This is a genomic window from Siphonobacter sp. BAB-5405 (assembly GCF_002872335.1).
Lineage (GTDB): Bacteria > Bacteroidota > Bacteroidia > Cytophagales > Spirosomataceae > Siphonobacter.
Genome location: NZ_NJAG01000036.1, coordinates 188,993 through 204,005, shown reverse-complemented (window position 1 = coordinate 204,005; position 15,013 = coordinate 188,993). Strand labels below are relative to the sequence as shown.

Genomic DNA, 15,013 nt, shown 5'->3' with positions numbered 1-15,013 from the left:
CCCCGTTTGTTCTGCTTGCGGACCTCTACTTTTGGACTATTCAAGTAAATAGTTTAACCGACCACTATCGATTGAATATTAATTCTACCAATAGTTAGACACCTTTTTTTACTTCTATGAAATTTAAATGGCTACTTATTTGTGGAGCGATGTTACACCTGCGGGGTGGATTCGCCCAGCCCTGGACCGGAAGTCCTTTACACGCCTCAGCGAAGACTTCCCGTCAAGCCATTATCATCACCGGGAAAGTAACCGACGGCAACGGACAGGGAATTCCCGGTACTAGCGTTTCCTTAAAAGGAACAACGCTGGGAACGAATACCGACACCGACGGGAATTTCAGACTCCAGATTCCCGAGGGTACGTCCAATCCAACTCTGGTTTTCTCGTACGTAGGGTATGCCACCCAGGAAGTAGTAGTAGGCTCACAGACCACCATCAATGTCCAGATGAAAGACGATAGCCGGGCCTTGAGCGAGGTGGTCGTTGTGGGCTATGGTACCCAGAAACGTTCGGATATTACGGGATCGGTGGCCTCCGTACCCAAAGCACGTCTGTCGCAATTGCCCGTGACCAACGTATTACAGGCCGTGCAGGGATCCGTGGCGGGGGTAAATATCTCGCAGCCTTCTTCCGTACCCGGTGCTACACCTTCTACGACCATTCGGGGCCAGAACTCGATCAATGCCAATTCGGGACCGTTCGTGGTGGTGGATGGTATTCCGCTGAGTAAAACCGGCGGTTCGCTCAACGACATCAACCCGAACGACATCGAGTCGATGGAAATTCTGAAGGATGCCTCTGCCGTAGCCATTTACGGTACGAACGGAGCTAACGGGGTAATCCTGATTACGACCAAACGCGGAAACACCGGCAAGCCTACCATTCGCTATAATAACTACGTAGGGATTGAAGAGTTTTCACACATTCTTCGCCCCAGAAACGGAGCTGAATACGTTCAGAAGTACGCCGATTTTATCGCACAAACGGGTCAGAAGGCACCTTTCCCCGTTCCAAACTACGACGAGCTTCCGAATTACAACGCCGGTATCACGACCGACTGGATCAAGGAATCGACCCGAACGGGCGTTTTGCAGGATCATAACCTGAGCATTTCCGGAGGATCTCCCAATGTCCGGTACTTCGTTTCGGGCGAGTTTCTGGATCAGAAAGGTGTTGTGAAAGGCTACAACTATAAGCGGGCCAGTTTCCGTTCGAATCTTGATGTGACGCTGACGGATTTCCTGACTGTGGGAACGTCACTGTTTATTGCCAACAACAACCGCGACGGTGGCCGGGCCAACCTGCTGAATGCCTCGGCTATGAGCCCCTACGGCCAGATGTACAATGCAAACGGGACCTATAAGATTTTCCCTATGTTCCCCGAGCAATTGTTTTCGAACCCCCTACTGGGTTTAACTACGGATCGACTGGATCGGAGTACGAACCTGAACGGTAACGGTTACGTGGAAGTAAAGTTGCCTGGTAAACTGGACGGTTTGAAGTACCGCATGAACATCGGTTACTCCTACATTCCTTCACGTACGGGCAGCTATACCGGACGGGCAGCGAATGACCTGTTGGGAACGGCAAATACGTTCTTCTCGGAAACCAACAGTTTCACGCTGGAAAACATCATCTCCTATACCAAGGATTTTGGCAAGCACCACTTCGATTTTACGGGTCTGTACAGTGCCCAGCAACGTAAGTACGGTACTACGTCGGGTTCCTCTACGGGTTTTGTGAATGACCAGCTTTCGTTCAATAACCTGGGAGCCGGAGCTACGCAGTCGAGTAGTTCGTACGCTGACCGCTATGCCCTGAATTCTCAAATGGGTCGGGTGAACTATTCGTATGACAGTCGCTATCTACTGACCGTTACGGCCCGGAATGACGGATCGTCGGTTTTCGGAGGCAATACGACAAAGTATGGTCTGTTCCCTTCAGCGGCTTTGGGCTGGAATATCAGCAACGAAGCGTTCATGAAAAATCAGAGCATTATTAACAACCTGAAACTGCGGTTCTCGTACGGAAAAACGGGTAACGAAGCCATCAGCGTATACCGGACGATTACGACATCCAACACGGGCCGCTCGCCTTTCAACGGCATTAGTACCATCGGAACCTTCCCGGGCAACCTGGGTAACAACAATCTGCAATGGGAAACGACGGTAAGCCAGAACTTAGGTGTGGATTTCGGACTCTTCAACGACCGTATCAACGGTAGTGTGGAGTTGTATAAAAACCGCACGAAAGGCCTACTATTGTTGCGTAGCCTTCCCATCATGACGGGTTACTCCAGCGTGTTCGACAACCTGGGCGAAACCTCGAACACCGGGGTTGAAGTAACGCTGAACACGCGTAACCTCACGGCTTCGGATTTCAAGTGGGAGACCACCCTCGTCTTTGCTTCTAACCGTAACCGCATTGTGGATCTGTACGGCGATAAGAAAGATGATTTAGGCAATCGCTGGTTTATTGGTAAGCCCATCAGTGTGATTTACGATTACAAAATGATCGGGGTTTGGCAACAGGGCGAAAGTGCGGCCGATCAGGATCCCGGAGCCGTTGCGGGAGATTTGAAGTTTGCCGACATCAACGGGGATGGAAAAATTACTCCCGATGGCGACCGGATTATCCTCGGACAAACGGCTCCTAAATGGACGGGCGGTTTAACCAACACCTTCCATTACAAGAATCTGCACCTGAGTGTATTCATTCAAACCGTACAGGGAATAACCCGTAACAACGCGGATTTAACCTACGCCGATGAAACGGGCAAACGGAATACACCTATTGAGGTAGGTTACTGGACGGCTGAAAACAAAAGCAATACCCGGCCTTCACTGGCCTACCGCAATACGCGGGGCTATGGATATGCTTCGGACGCCAGTTACACCCGGATTAAAGACGTAACGCTGAGCTACAATCTGAACCAGAATCTGGCGAACAAACTGGGCCTGGGTAGCCTGACTGTATACGCCAGTGGCCGGAACCTGTACACCTTCACCAACTGGATTGGTTGGGATCCCGAGGCGGTACAAAGCAGTCGTGGTTCAGGCGATTGGACTAACAACTATCCCCTGACCCGTTCACTGGTACTGGGCTTAAATGTTTCGCTTCGTTAATACGCGATTTTACTCTTGCACACAATGAAAAAAATATATCTAAAGCTGGCGGCTCTGGCGGCAGTAGCTCTGGCAACTTCGTCCTGCCAAAAAAGCTTTCTCGACGAAAAACCCTATTCCGCTTACACGCCCGTTACCTTAAACGATTCGCTGGGGCTCAATTCTTCACTGGTCGGATTATACAACCATACCAGTACGTATTACTCCTGGTCTGGTCAGCAAGGCTGGCTTAGCGTATGGCAGGTAGGAACAGACGTTGCCAATGCAACACCGAATCAGCAGGGCATTGAAATTCCGTATTACAACTATACCCTGCTGACACCTACGGATGGAGCAGCAAGTTATTTCTGGAACCGGAATTACATCATGGTGAATCTCACCAACACGATCATCAATTCCGTTGATAATCCGAGCTTGACGGGTATCAGTCAGGGAGGCAAGAATCGAATCAGTGCCGAAGCCAAGTTTTTCAGAGCTTACGCCTACAATAACCTGGCTACCTGTTTTGGCGGCGTTCCCGTGATTACGACGGCGTTGACGGGTCCTAAAACGGATTTCGTGCGGGCTTCGCTCGATGAAGTAAACAAACTCATCGTGGAGGATTTGACCTTTGCTGTGAATAACTTACCTGACATTGAAAGCGTGGGTAGCAATACCAAAGGAAAGCTGTACGGTCGGGCCCATAAGTTCATGGCCATGCAGCTACTGGCAGAAGCCTACCTGCGGATGGATAAACCCGATCTGGCGGAAGCTCAGTTACAGGGCATCATAAATAGTGGACGGTTTAAACTGGTAAAAGGTCGGTACGGCATTCAGTCTACGCAGCCCGGTGATTATTACCACGATATGTTTATCTACGGTAATCAGCGACGCGTACAGGGCAACACCGAAGCCATCTGGGTACTGGAGCAGGAAAACCCCAGCACGGTGGTCGGCGGTATTACCGATAGCCCGCAACATCGCCGGGTATGGGGAGCGGCTTACCACAACGTACCGGGTATGGCTCTTTCCGATTCTACGGGAGGCCGGGCCCTGGGTCGTTTGCGACTGAGCAACTGGGTTCTTTACGAACTCTACAAACCGGGCGATATGCGTAACTCGCAGTACAACATCCGCCGTCGGTACATCTATAACGATGCCAGCCGACCGGCGACTTTCGGAAAACCCGTCCCTTATGCCGGAGCAGATACGGTATTTAACCTGGCCCCGCACACGACCAAATGGTACCAGTTTGATCCCAACGATACGTTTGGCTACGCGATGATTAAAGACATGGTGCTGATGCGTCTCGGTGAAACCTACCTGCTTTTAGCCGAAGCTCAGGTGAAACAGGGTAAGCTCGACGCGGCGGCGGCCAGCATCAACACACTTCGGGAGCGGGCCTTCCCAGGCTATCCTACGGTGGGTAGAGTTTCTGCTTCGGACATGACGCTTAATTTTGTGCTGGATGAACGCGTTCGGGAACTGGTGGGCGAAGAAAACCGCCGTATGACGCTCATGCGTACGAAAACGCTGGTAGAGCGGGCTACTCGTCTGAACAGCAACAACGGTTTCAACCCCACGCGTGGTCTGAGCAATACGCATTTACTGATGCCGATTCCTTTAACGGAAATTCAGCTAAATAAAGATGCTGAGTTAAAGCAAAATCCAGGGTATTAAGGAATACCAGTAGTTTAGCGTCCGGATGGGGTTTTCCCAGTCCGGACGCTTTATTTAACAATACGCTCTAAACCATGAAAAAGTTACTGCTGACCATCAGTTTACTAACCGGGCTGGCTGCCTCCGGCTTTAGCCAGCAGAAAAGAGACGCATTCACGCCGGGTGAACGCTGGTATGACGAAAGCGGCGAGCTGATTAACGCCCACGGCGGCGGCTTGCTTTACGATCGTGGCACCTACTACTGGTTTGGTGAAATTCGCGGTACCAAAGCTTCCGAAGGCGTCAGCGTATACACGTCTAAAGACCTGTATCACTGGAAAAATCAGGGCGTGGCCCTGCCTAAATCGTCCGACCCCGCCAGCGAAATCGCCGTGGGTGGACTCATGGAGCGACCCAAGGTGATTTATAACCCGAAAACGAAACAGTACGTCATGTGGTTTCACCTGGAGCTGCCGGGCAAAGGCTATGACGCCGCCCGGGCTGGCGTAGCGGTTAGCGACAAAGCCACGGGTCCCTATCGCTACGTGAAGAGTTTTCGGCCCAATGGGCACATGTCGCGGGATATGACCTTGTTTGTGGATGACGACGGATCTGCGTATCACGTATACGCTGCCCGGGACAACTACGACCTGCGAATTGCCAAACTCACGGACGATTTCCTTTCCGTGACGACCCAGGATACCCTGCTTTTCAGCAAACACCGGGAGGCACCAGCCCTGTTTAAAAAAGAAGGCAAGTACTACCTCATTACCAGCGGCTGTACGGGCTGGAAACCCAACGCGGCCAGTGTACACGTGGCCTCGTCGCTGATGGGCCCCTGGCAACTGTTGGGTGACCCGATGCGTGGGCCAAATGCCGAACTAACCTTTGACGGACAATCCACCTACATTCTGCCCGTACCGGGTAAAAAAGACGCTTTTATTTTTATGGCCGATCGCTGGAATCCCAAGGATCTGAAAGACAGCCGCTACCTGTGGCTTCCCATTCAGTTTGAAAAAGGTCAGCCAGTCATTACCTGGACGGATCGCTGGAACCTGCGTTCGACATTTCCGAACTAATCAACGTTTTCAGAAACTAAAGGCCTATTGAGTCAGAGAAAGCACATGTTTAAATCTATTCTATTAAGTCTGGGTTTGATTGGGTTGGCCTGTACGGGCTGGTCCCAGCAACGCCCCACGGCAGACCAGGTACTCGCATCCATCGAAAAAGCGAATCAATACTGGCAGTCCACGCATCCCAAACACGGCCGAGCCTTCTGGGACAACGCGGCTTATCATACCGGAAACATGGAAGCGTATTTCCGCACGGGCAAGGAAGCGTACCGTCAGTATTCGGAAGACTGGGCTGAGCACAATGAATGGAAGGGAGCTAAATCGGCCGATTCGACCCAATGGAAATATTCGTACGGAGAAACGGATGACTACGTACTGTTTGGCGACTGGCAAATCTGCTTCCAGACCTACATTGATCTATACCGACTGAAGCCGGAGCCGCATAAAATTGCCCGGGCCAAGGAAGTGATGACGTACGAAATGAACACGCCCCAGTCAGATTACTGGTGGTGGGCCGATGGGTTGTATATGGTGATGCCGGTGATGACCAAGCTGTATCAGGTAACGGGCAATCCGCAGTACCTCTCCAAGCTATACGAATACTTCACCTACGCTAACGGTATCATGTACGATCCCGCGGAAAAACTCTATTACCGCGATGCCAAATACGTGTACCCCAAACACCGGAGTACGAACGGTAAAAAAGATTTCTGGGCTCGTGGAGATGGCTGGGTTTTTGCCGGATTGGCTAAAGTATTACAGGATTTACCTAAGGATGATCCCCATCGCCAGGCGTACCTGACCCGTTTTCAGGAAATGGCCCAGGCTATTCTGAAAACCCAGCAACCCGAAGGATACTGGACGCGAAGTATGCTCGATCCGGCTCATGCTCCCGGTCCCGAAACCAGTGGTACGGCCTTCTTCACCTACGGCTTGTGCTGGGGAATCAACCACGGCTATTTACCGAAGAAAACCTATCTGCCTGCGGCCCTCAAAGGCTGGCAGTATCTGTCGAACGTAGCCCTGCAAACCGATGGGAAAGTGGGTTATGTACAGCCCATTGGCGAAAAAGCTATACCGGGACAGGTGGTAGATGCCAATTCCACGGCCAATTTTGGCGTAGGAGCTTTCCTGCTCGCGGGTTGCGAACTCCATCGTTTACTCTCGAAAAAACCAGACGCCATCGCTCACTGATTTTGAGTAATACCGATGCATAGTTTCCAATGGCTTTACCGATGCGGGTGAAGCCATTTTTTTAGCCCCCTGGTGACGAAAGGCATGACTACCCAGGTAAGTAAACCGACCATACAGGCCGCCGTGATCAATAATCGAAGAACGATAGGGAAATCTTTAATAAAAGGACCGACGGTGAAGGCTAGAAACAGACTCGTGGGAAACACCCCGCACAGGGTAGCCAGGGCCATTTTCCAGCGGGGTGGGGCACCCGGTGACCGAAACCACGCCTCCAGGCCGTTGAGTTGTCGGTATACGGGATCTTCGGTTAACGTAGAGGCATAGGCTTCCCAGTCTTTAAACCGTTGGGAGCTGTAAAAGGCATCGCGTTCTGCTTCATCGGCGAAGGTTCGCAAAATGCCGATTTCACCAGTGTCGGGTAAGGAGGTAAGCATGGCGGCTCCGTGAACGCCCCCGTGTGAAAAAGATTCACCTAAAAAACGGCGTAGCGATTCGCGAAATTCGGCTTCTTTTCCCGGACGTACTTTACGGGTAATGGCAACGTGGATAGGCATCGGGTTTCGGTAGGAATTGAGGTCTTTAGCGAACGTTAAGATAAACGTTGTACACAAAAATACGGGCAAAGCCTATCTTTTCCGGCAGCAGTTTCCTTCGTTTATTGACTCAACAAATGGCTGAAAAAGCTTCGTATGTCTTCTGCCAGGGCTTCGGGAATTTCCCATTCGGGAAAATGACCACCCCTTTCCATCACCGTCCACTGTTGAACATCATAGAAACGTTCCGCCCAGCGACGCGGTGCAGGTACGGTGATACCATCCCGAAGCGGCATGGCAATGGCGGTTGGTACCTGCACCCGTCCCGACAGGCCCGGATCGCGGGCGGCTTCGTGGTAGAGTCGAATGGAGCCCGCTCCGCCCTGAGCAAACCAGTGCAGGGTAATGGTGTCCAACAGCTTATCCCGGCCAAAGTGTTGATCCAGATCTTCCGTATCACCCCACCGCTGAAACTTTTCAAGGATCCAGCTGGCTAGTCCCGCTGGAGAATCAGTTAAGGCGGGCAACAGCGTTTCCGGGCGTTGGGCCTGCAGGCGAGCATACGCCGTTTCCCTTTGAGCCCAGATAGCCACCTGCTGCTGATACGTTTTTTCTTCTTCCGTCAGATCACCTGGTAATGGATTCAGAAAGGGCGTAATCCCGCTGCGATGCAACCCAATCAGACGTTCGGGGTATTTGAGTCCAATCTGTTGCTGTACCAACGCACCCTGGTCGGAGCCTCGGGCGGCAAAACGTTCATAGCCCAGTACCTCAACCATCAGCTTCACGACCAGATCGGCCACGCGGGCAAAATTCATTCCGTGTTCCGTAGGTAGTTCCGAAAAGGCATAACCGGGCAAACTCACGGCAATAACATCAAAATGCAAGGCATCTGCTCGGGCGGGATGCGTGAGCAAGGGAATAAAGTCGAGTACCTGCACAAAGCTACTCGGCCAGCCCTGCATCAGGAGGAGCGGTACGGCATTGGGAGAGGCAGCTTTAGCATGAATGAAATGAAGAGCGACCCCATCCACTTCAGCCCGATAATGAGGAAAGGAATTAAACCACTGTTCGCGTTGCCGCCAGTCGTAACCGTCTGTCCAATAGCTCAGCAGATTTCGTAAGTAAGTAGGATCAGTACCTTCCGTCCAACTGGCATTCTGCAGGGGAGTGGGCAGGCGGGTATGGACCAGACGGCGTTTCAAGTCCTGAAGGTCTTCCTCGGGAATTTCAATACGGTAGGGTTGAAGGTGCATACGGTTGCGTTGATTACAGGTAAGACGGGGGCGTATCCATTAAGGTTGCTAAAACATCGATGGTTTTGCGTACCACTTCTTTATCCGCCGCCGAAAAGCGTTCGTTCATCTGATTTACTAGCCAAGTTTCCCGTTCCCGCCTTGAATCCAGAACTTTTTTTCGGCCCGTTTCCGTCAGCGACACCAGGGTTTTCCGCCCGTCCGTAGGTGATGGTTTGCGGGAAATGTAGTGCAGGGTTTCCAACTGATGGAACACCTGAGAAATGTACTGTGAAGAGATATTGAGTCGCGTACAGAGTTCAGAAGGCAGTAGTTCCGCTTGTAAGGTCAACTGATACAGTACATTTTGGGCAGCGACCGAAAGTTGTTCTTCGTTGCTAATCTGTTTTTGCAACTGCCGATACAGGCTAACGACCAGCTTTCGAAGGTCATGGGCTAAATTTTCGTCTGAATTCATTCATTTATCAAAGTAAACTTTGCAAAAATAACTTTGATAAATGAATAGCATAGAGCCACATACATTATTTTATACTGGAGAATCGATAAGTCTGATTTACGCAGCATAAGAAATAAAAGATGTACCGCCATTGGATGCAATGCCTTCATTAAGATCGGTGAGGATTTTTTGCCTGGCTTTTGATAAATTCAGATACGTGTGCCTGCCTTTCTTCTCCTTACTTAGACCGTTGCAGCGGTATTGGCACTTGTTTTTAGTAATCAAACGAAAACAACCTTTGCATATCTATGAAAACCGCTGGACTCCTTTTAATCGTTGTTGGTGCCATCATGTTAGTATGGACCGGGTTCTCCTTCACCAAAAAAGAAAAAGTACTGGATATTGGTCCGCTGGAAGTATCGGCTGATAAAAAAGAAACGGTCAACTGGCCTCCTTACATCGGAGCAGTTTTGGTCGTGGGAGGCATTGCCGTATTTGCAATGTCCAGACGTAGAGCGTAAGGAAGCAGTCATTGCCTGCACGAGTAACGCCCTTGCAGGTAAAAAAAAGTGGTAGCATCGGAAGACGCTACCACTTTTTCTGTTTTATGAACTTGTGTATTGGTAAGGAATCAAAAGTGATTCTGGTAGATTGAGGTTTGTAGTATTGAAAAAGCGAAGCCACTAGGCAAACCTTCGCTACCTTCGTATTTTACTAAAACGCGTACCGTGGAGATTGAAGAAATACTGGATCGGATTGATCCCATGCCGCAGCCTTTCCAGCAAAAACTTATTCAGGAGCTAAAACTAATCACTGTACCGAAAGGGCATTTGCTGATGAGTGCGGATCGACTGGCGGATCAGGTGTATTTCATTCGAAAAGGGGTAGTGCGGGCGTATGTTTTGCACCAGGAACGGGAAATTACGTTCTGGTTTGGGCAGGAGGGTGATATTGCCATGTCGATGAACAGCTTTACCATTCGTAAAGCAGCTTTTGAATTTCTCGAAGCCTTAGAAAGTACGGAGGTATACGCCATTGCTATTGAAACGCTACAGGACTTGTACCGCCAGGACCTTTACCTGGCCAACTGGGGTAGAAAATTTGCGGAATCCGAATTACGACTGGCGGAGGAACGTTTTACGGCTCGTCAATTCAAAACTGCCCGGGAGCGGTACGAGGATTTTCTCAATAATTACCCCGGACTGCTTCAACGGGTACAGTTAGGCTATATCGCATCGTACCTGGGCATCTCGCAGGTTAGCTTGAGCCGAATTCGTATGAAGCCAGTGGGATTAACTTCTTCTCCCAGAGGGTGACGGAAGGAACGGTTTCGACCCAACCTAGAAAGGTTTCTTCGTACAGTGGGTCTTCAACCCAACCCGCTTTTTTTAACATTTGTAAAAAAGTTTAATCATGGCCAGCTTCTAGTTTTGCGGTTACACCCCGAAAAGGTGTTTTATGTACCTTCTTTATATTTCCCATGAAGCAACTGCTGGTTAGTAGCCTTTTTTTATTTTCCTCACTGCTGGTTTCTGCCCAAACGAAATCTTCTATGCAATGGCTTAATCCCCCCAAACAGTGGAGCGGTGATGCTCAGAAATTATCCCTGACGGTGGAACCAAACACCGATTTCTGGCGGATCACCCATTATGATTTCATCCGCGATTCCGGACCTTTTTATTATCAGGAACTAACGGGCGATTTTGAGGCCAGCGTGAAAGTCACCGGGCAGTACCGGGAGCTTTTTCACCAGGCCGGACTGATGGTGCGTATCGACACAAAAAACTGGATCAAAACGGGCATTGAGTACGTCGATGGGGTACAGAATGTCAGTGCAGTGGTAACCCGTGAGTTTTCAGACTGGTCAGTGGTACCGCGACACGACAGCCCAGCCTCCCTTTGGTTAAAATTACTCCGCAAAGGGGATTATGTTCAAATCGAATACTCCTTTGATAATCATAAGTTTGAAATGCTCCGATTGGCGTATTTTCCTCCCGGTGTTAAAGCTCAGATTGGTATGGTAGCAGCGGCCCCGGGTAAAGAGAGCTTTCCCGTCGTCTTTGAAAATTTCGTGGTTAAACCCGTTCAGAAATAGGGGTAACAGCGAGCGTGCTAAGTACAAAAAGTCATGAAAACAGAAAAAGAAAAAATGCTGGCGGGAGAGCTGTATAACGCTCTGGACCCCGAATTAACGGCGGAACGAACGCGAGCCCGGCTGTTACTGAAAGCCCTCAATGAATCACGGGAAGATGAACCCGAATCGCGAGCCCAAATTATGCAGGAATTGTTGCCCCAGGCGGGCCCCGGACTCAATATTCAGCCGCCATTCTACTGCGATTACGGAACGAACATTGAGATCGGTGAAAACGTATTTTTTAACTTCGATTGCACCGTACTGGATGTGACCCCGGTTCGCATCGGGGCCCGTACCCTATTTGGCCCTAACGTACAGATTTACGCGGCCACGCATCCCATGGACGCTCGGGTACGGGCGGAAGGACTGGAAAGTGGCAAGCCCATTTCCATTGGAGAAGATGTCTGGGTAGGGGGGAGCGTGGTCATTTGCCCCGGTGTGCACATTGGCGATCGTTCGGTTATTGGAGCGGGTAGCGTAGTTACGCGTGACATTCCTTCCGACGTGTTTGCCGCTGGGAATCCCTGTCGGGTCATCCGACCTCTGGATGCACCGGTTTAAAAAAACGTTAGAAATATTGAAAAGCAGTGGATCATTCCACTGCTTTTTTAATTAAAAAATAAGCCTGTTCAGGTTCTGACTTCTTGGATCTGGTCTAGCCCCTATTCGGTGGCGTTCGACTAAAAAGGCATCCAGTTTATTGAACCTCTTGCGATTCCAGCGATTGAATAATGAGCGATTTAAGTCCCGTGAGCAAATGATCTTTCGCTTCGGCGTAAGACACCCCGTACTTACGATCCACGTGATGCAACGTTTCAGGAAAAGCTTCGAGTAAGCGTTCGTAATACGCATCCAGTTCCTCCGGTCCCGGCATCTGGTAGCGTAAGGTCAGCTGAAAACGTCTTCTGAGGGCCGGATCGATTACTTCCAGGTGATTGGTAGCGGCCATGAGCAAGGCTGTGTCGGGCAGGTAGTCGATCAATTGAATGAGTGAGTTAACCAGCCGTCTCATCTCACCTACATCCTTATCATCCCGGGTTTTGCCCAGGTGATCAAATTCGTCGAGGAACAGAATAGCCTTATCCCGTAAGGCCCGGTCAAAGGCCGCCTTGACATGCCCCGCCGTCTCACCAATTTTGGCGGAGACAACCGTACTCAAATCCAGAATATACAGGGGTTTATGCAGGGCGGAAGCCATGGCTTTGGCCGTGCTGGTTTTTCCACACCCGGTGCTGCCCGCCAGCATCAGCTTGTTGGTCACCGGAAGGTTGTACTTGCGGAGTTCCTCCACATACTTGTATTCTTTAATGACTTGCTGAAGGTACTTGCGGTTCGTTTCATCCAGTCGAATATCCTGCCAATCAATTTTTTCTTTGTCGTGAATCAGTACATCCCATGCATTCATGCCGTAACGCTTGTGTTCGGGGCCTTAGCTTACCCTTGTTTCTGTTTCGCGAAGGTACTTCCTTATTGAGGAGAATACGTTTGAAAAGGTTTAAGGTTTGAATAGTTTAACGTTATAAGTAGCAGGTTGAAGGAAAACCAAGTCATACAGGGGCAGCGTGTAACCGTTTGCAGGTTTGTCGTCCGAAAAAAAATCTCCAGGCTGCACCGTATGCACAACCTGGAGAACGGAGGCTCTCTGAAAGCAAAGGTCTTTAGAACAAACGCTCGTAAGTCGGTGGCATTCTAGTAAGCGGTTTGATGCGAATATCCCGGAAGAAAACCTCAGCGGCCTCACTCTGTAGCTGCAGTTTACCCTTCGTCATCGGAACTTCCTTTCCTTCAGGCGTTATGTAACGGGAATTTTGAAGGATCATCACCACGTGGCCATTCACGATATGAAGGCTTTTACCTTCGAAACAAATTAATTCAAGCGTCGTCCATTCATTGTTGGGACTTTCGTAATTACCCGAACGCATGCAAAAGCCATCGCCCCCTTGTTTTAGCATGCCAAAGGGTTGTTTTTCGTCGGCAATCCGGCTCATACTCCCTTCCGATGGATACGAACGGATATCAATGGCGGAGTTGGCCTGACACCAGAAATCGCCCATGTGTCCTTCCATAATCTGAAATTCCTGGGAGAGCATCCAGGTTCGCCAATAATCAGCCCCCGCTTCTCCAATGGAATGGTAGAGGATACCGGAATCTTTGAGCAAATTCATACGCGGCACGTACTTCTTCTGGCCCCATTTCACCTGAAGTTTCAAGTGATAGTTTTCGTAGGATTGCCGCGAAATCAGGCAGCCATACAGCTCTCCACTAACCCTTAATACCGTACCGCCCTTTTCATTAATCACCGAAAATACCTTCAATGAATCCTTGTCATACCCAACCGGAGCGATCGGATTACCAGCCGCATCTTTCGGTACTTTTCCATTATAACCAGGCTTATGTGCGTAGCTCAGATAGCTTTGCCATTGGGATAGATTTTTATCTAAAAGTGGAGTCCATTCGTCCGCCGTTTTCAGGGATGAAAATAGAATCAGGAGTGTAAAGCACGTTATCTGTAGGAAGATCTGTTTCATAAGGATAGGATGTTTAGTCCGTTACAGAAACAAAAGTACAGGTCTGCTTTTAGCCCGTAATTGTAAAAATCCATTATCTATCGGTAGATTTACCGGCAGGCTCTGGCTCTATGAAACGCTACATTTTACACACGCCCTTTAGTATCTATCACTTCGAAGCTCACACCTGGATGCACTCCGTCCATAAGCACACGTACTTTGAAATCATTTTCGTATTGAAAGGAAAGGGCATTCATCACATCAATGGCAACACCTTTCCCTATCAGGACGGCGACGTTTTCCTGTTAGGGCCGGAGGATTTCCATTCATTTGAAATCGAGGCGTTAACCGAATTTAGCTTTGTCCGTTTCAATGAATCGATTCACAAAGCACATCCTTCCGATAAAGATCGTCCGTGGCAACCCGTGATTCGAACGTTACTGACGACCTCCTCGCAAAGTCGGGGGTCGCTGGTCGTGGATAAGCAGGAGAAACAGAAGTTGCACCAGTTACTGACGGTATTGGAAGCCGAATCGGCGAACGATCAATTGCCTTATTTTGAGATCATTCGGGATAGTTTGATGCGAAGTATGCTGATGATTCTGGCTCGTAACTTATTCAGGGAGACCCCCGCCAAACCAGTACTGAAAGATTCGGTGGAGGCCATTCTCGGCTACATTAAACAACATATCTATCAGCCCGAAAACCTGAGTATCGAGCACCTCGCCCGGACGTTTCATTATGCTCCCGCGTACATCAGTCTTTTATTTAAGAAACAAACGGGAGAATCACTCAAACAATACATTGTCAAGCACAAGATCAAGCTCATCGAGGCCCGCCTGTTGTACAGTCAGCTTAGTCTGAAAGAAATTGCAGATGAGTTTGGCTATACTGATGAAAGCCATTTTTGTAAACAGTTTAGAAAATACACCGGAACAACGCCAACGCTGTTTCGGAAGCGGGACTGACTACCGTGCACAAATGAAAGCTGGAAAACGTATAGTGAAGGCAACCTGACCAGAGCTGAATCATACGATCCGCAGTACAGGCAGAAAGGACTAACTGATGGACTGACTTTTCTTTACCTGAAATTCCTACTGTTCCGCGACTAGAC

Annotated in this window: 14 protein-coding genes; 9 read left to right on the top strand and 5 right to left on the bottom strand. The window is 49.7% G+C overall.

Features of this window, described 5'->3' with window-relative positions:
• The first annotated feature begins 116 nt into the window (after positions 1–116).
• From BWI97_RS20310 to BWI97_RS20295, 4 genes are all read left to right on the top strand, one after another.
• Positions 117–3,128 carry a TonB-dependent receptor gene (locus BWI97_RS20310; protein WP_102202547.1) on the top strand — a complete coding sequence of 1,004 codons (3,012 nt, stop codon included), beginning with the start codon at positions 117–119 and terminating at the stop codon, positions 3,126–3,128.
• A 24-nt stretch (positions 3,129–3,152) separates the two neighbouring features.
• A complete protein-coding gene (locus tag BWI97_RS20305; RefSeq protein WP_102202546.1) occupies positions 3,153–4,787 on the top strand; it encodes a RagB/SusD family nutrient uptake outer membrane protein in 1,635 nt (544 codons plus the stop codon).
• A gap of 74 nt (positions 4,788–4,861) precedes the next feature.
• Positions 4,862–5,845, top strand: coding sequence for a glycoside hydrolase family 43 protein (locus BWI97_RS20300; protein WP_102202545.1), 984 nt, complete (start codon positions 4,862–4,864; stop codon positions 5,843–5,845).
• A gap of 45 nt (positions 5,846–5,890) precedes the next feature.
• Positions 5,891–7,033 carry a glycoside hydrolase family 88 protein gene (locus tag BWI97_RS20295; RefSeq protein WP_102202544.1) on the top strand — a complete coding sequence of 381 codons (1,143 nt, stop codon included), beginning with the start codon at positions 5,891–5,893 and terminating at the stop codon, positions 7,031–7,033.
• A 35-nt stretch (positions 7,034–7,068) separates the two neighbouring features.
• Here BWI97_RS20295 and BWI97_RS20290 read toward each other — a convergent pair whose 3' ends face one another.
• The 3 genes from BWI97_RS20290 to BWI97_RS20280 all read right to left on the bottom strand — a co-directional run bounded on the left by BWI97_RS20290 (position 7,069) and on the right by BWI97_RS20280 (position 9,279).
• Positions 7,069–7,587 carry an antibiotic biosynthesis monooxygenase gene (locus BWI97_RS20290; RefSeq protein ID WP_102202543.1) on the bottom strand — a complete coding sequence of 173 codons (519 nt, stop codon included), beginning with the start codon at positions 7,585–7,587 and terminating at the stop codon, positions 7,069–7,071.
• Positions 7,588–7,688: 101 nt separating this feature from the next.
• Positions 7,689–8,822, bottom strand: a complete 1,134-nt coding sequence (locus tag BWI97_RS20285; protein WP_102202542.1) for an epoxide hydrolase family protein — start codon at positions 8,820–8,822, stop codon at positions 7,689–7,691.
• 13 nt (positions 8,823–8,835) lie between these two features.
• Entirely contained in the window at positions 8,836–9,279 is a 444-nt protein-coding gene (locus tag BWI97_RS20280; RefSeq protein ID WP_102202541.1) for a MarR family winged helix-turn-helix transcriptional regulator, read from the bottom strand.
• A gap of 287 nt (positions 9,280–9,566) precedes the next feature.
• Here BWI97_RS20280 and BWI97_RS20275 point away from each other — a divergent pair, with 287 nt between their 5' ends.
• The 4 genes from BWI97_RS20275 to BWI97_RS20260 all read left to right on the top strand — a co-directional run bounded on the left by BWI97_RS20275 (position 9,567) and on the right by BWI97_RS20260 (position 11,953).
• Complete coding sequence (locus BWI97_RS20275; RefSeq protein ID WP_094808534.1) at positions 9,567–9,779, top strand: hypothetical protein; 213 nt, start codon at positions 9,567–9,569, stop codon at positions 9,777–9,779.
• Between the two features lie 207 nt (positions 9,780–9,986).
• Complete coding sequence (locus BWI97_RS20270) at positions 9,987–10,574, top strand: Crp/Fnr family transcriptional regulator (protein WP_102202540.1); 588 nt, start codon at positions 9,987–9,989, stop codon at positions 10,572–10,574.
• Positions 10,575–10,810: 236 nt separating this feature from the next.
• Positions 10,811–11,353 (top strand): DUF1349 domain-containing protein, encoded by a 543-nt coding sequence (locus tag BWI97_RS20265; protein ID WP_102202670.1) that lies wholly within the window; start codon positions 10,811–10,813, stop codon positions 11,351–11,353.
• Between the two features lie 33 nt (positions 11,354–11,386).
• Positions 11,387–11,953: a sugar O-acetyltransferase gene (locus BWI97_RS20260; RefSeq protein ID WP_094808536.1), complete on the top strand. Its 567-nt coding sequence runs from the start codon at positions 11,387–11,389 to the stop codon at positions 11,951–11,953.
• Positions 11,954–12,089: 136 nt separating this feature from the next.
• Here the strand turns inward: BWI97_RS20260 and BWI97_RS20255 are convergent, their stop codons facing one another.
• The gene (locus tag BWI97_RS20255) at positions 12,090–12,797 is read right to left on the bottom strand and encodes an AAA family ATPase (RefSeq protein ID WP_102202539.1); all 708 of its coding nucleotides are present in this window, start codon (positions 12,795–12,797) and stop codon (positions 12,090–12,092) included.
• A 253-nt stretch (positions 12,798–13,050) separates the two neighbouring features.
• Positions 13,051–13,920, bottom strand: coding sequence for a DUF1080 domain-containing protein (locus BWI97_RS20250; protein WP_102202538.1), 870 nt, complete (start codon positions 13,918–13,920; stop codon positions 13,051–13,053).
• Positions 13,921–14,030: 110 nt separating this feature from the next.
• On the opposite strand from BWI97_RS20250, the gene BWI97_RS20245 reads away from it, so the two are divergent.
• Positions 14,031–14,867: an AraC family transcriptional regulator gene (locus BWI97_RS20245; RefSeq protein WP_102202537.1), complete on the top strand. Its 837-nt coding sequence runs from the start codon at positions 14,031–14,033 to the stop codon at positions 14,865–14,867.
• The last annotated feature ends 146 nt before the right edge of the window (positions 14,868–15,013 follow it).

What these genes read in the sequence shown, in the direction of transcription:
- BWI97_RS20285 (WP_102202542.1), bottom strand. Translation starts at nt 8,822, where the DNA reads ATGCACCTTCAACCCTACCGTATTGAAATTCCCGAGGAAGACCTTCAG.
- BWI97_RS20295 (WP_102202544.1), top strand. Translation starts at nt 5,891, where the DNA reads ATGTTTAAATCTATTCTATTAAGTCTGGGTTTGATTGGGTTGGCCTGT.
- BWI97_RS20250 (WP_102202538.1), bottom strand. Translation starts at nt 13,920, where the DNA reads ATGAAACAGATCTTCCTACAGATAACGTGCTTTACACTCCTGATTCTA.
- BWI97_RS20245 (WP_102202537.1), top strand. Translation starts at nt 14,031, where the DNA reads ATGAAACGCTACATTTTACACACGCCCTTTAGTATCTATCACTTCGAA.
- BWI97_RS20305 (WP_102202546.1), top strand. Translation starts at nt 3,153, where the DNA reads ATGAAAAAAATATATCTAAAGCTGGCGGCTCTGGCGGCAGTAGCTCTG.
- BWI97_RS20260 (WP_094808536.1), top strand. Translation starts at nt 11,387, where the DNA reads ATGAAAACAGAAAAAGAAAAAATGCTGGCGGGAGAGCTGTATAACGCT.
- BWI97_RS20255 (WP_102202539.1), bottom strand. Translation starts at nt 12,797, where the DNA reads ATGAATGCATGGGATGTACTGATTCACGACAAAGAAAAAATTGATTGG.
- BWI97_RS20310 (WP_102202547.1), top strand. Translation starts at nt 117, where the DNA reads ATGAAATTTAAATGGCTACTTATTTGTGGAGCGATGTTACACCTGCGG.
- BWI97_RS20275 (WP_094808534.1), top strand. Translation starts at nt 9,567, where the DNA reads ATGAAAACCGCTGGACTCCTTTTAATCGTTGTTGGTGCCATCATGTTA.
- BWI97_RS20290 (WP_102202543.1), bottom strand. Translation starts at nt 7,587, where the DNA reads ATGCCTATCCACGTTGCCATTACCCGTAAAGTACGTCCGGGAAAAGAA.
- BWI97_RS20280 (WP_102202541.1), bottom strand. Translation starts at nt 9,279, where the DNA reads ATGAATTCAGACGAAAATTTAGCCCATGACCTTCGAAAGCTGGTCGTT.
- BWI97_RS20300 (WP_102202545.1), top strand. Translation starts at nt 4,862, where the DNA reads ATGAAAAAGTTACTGCTGACCATCAGTTTACTAACCGGGCTGGCTGCC.
- BWI97_RS20265 (WP_102202670.1), top strand. Translation starts at nt 10,811, where the DNA reads ATGCAATGGCTTAATCCCCCCAAACAGTGGAGCGGTGATGCTCAGAAA.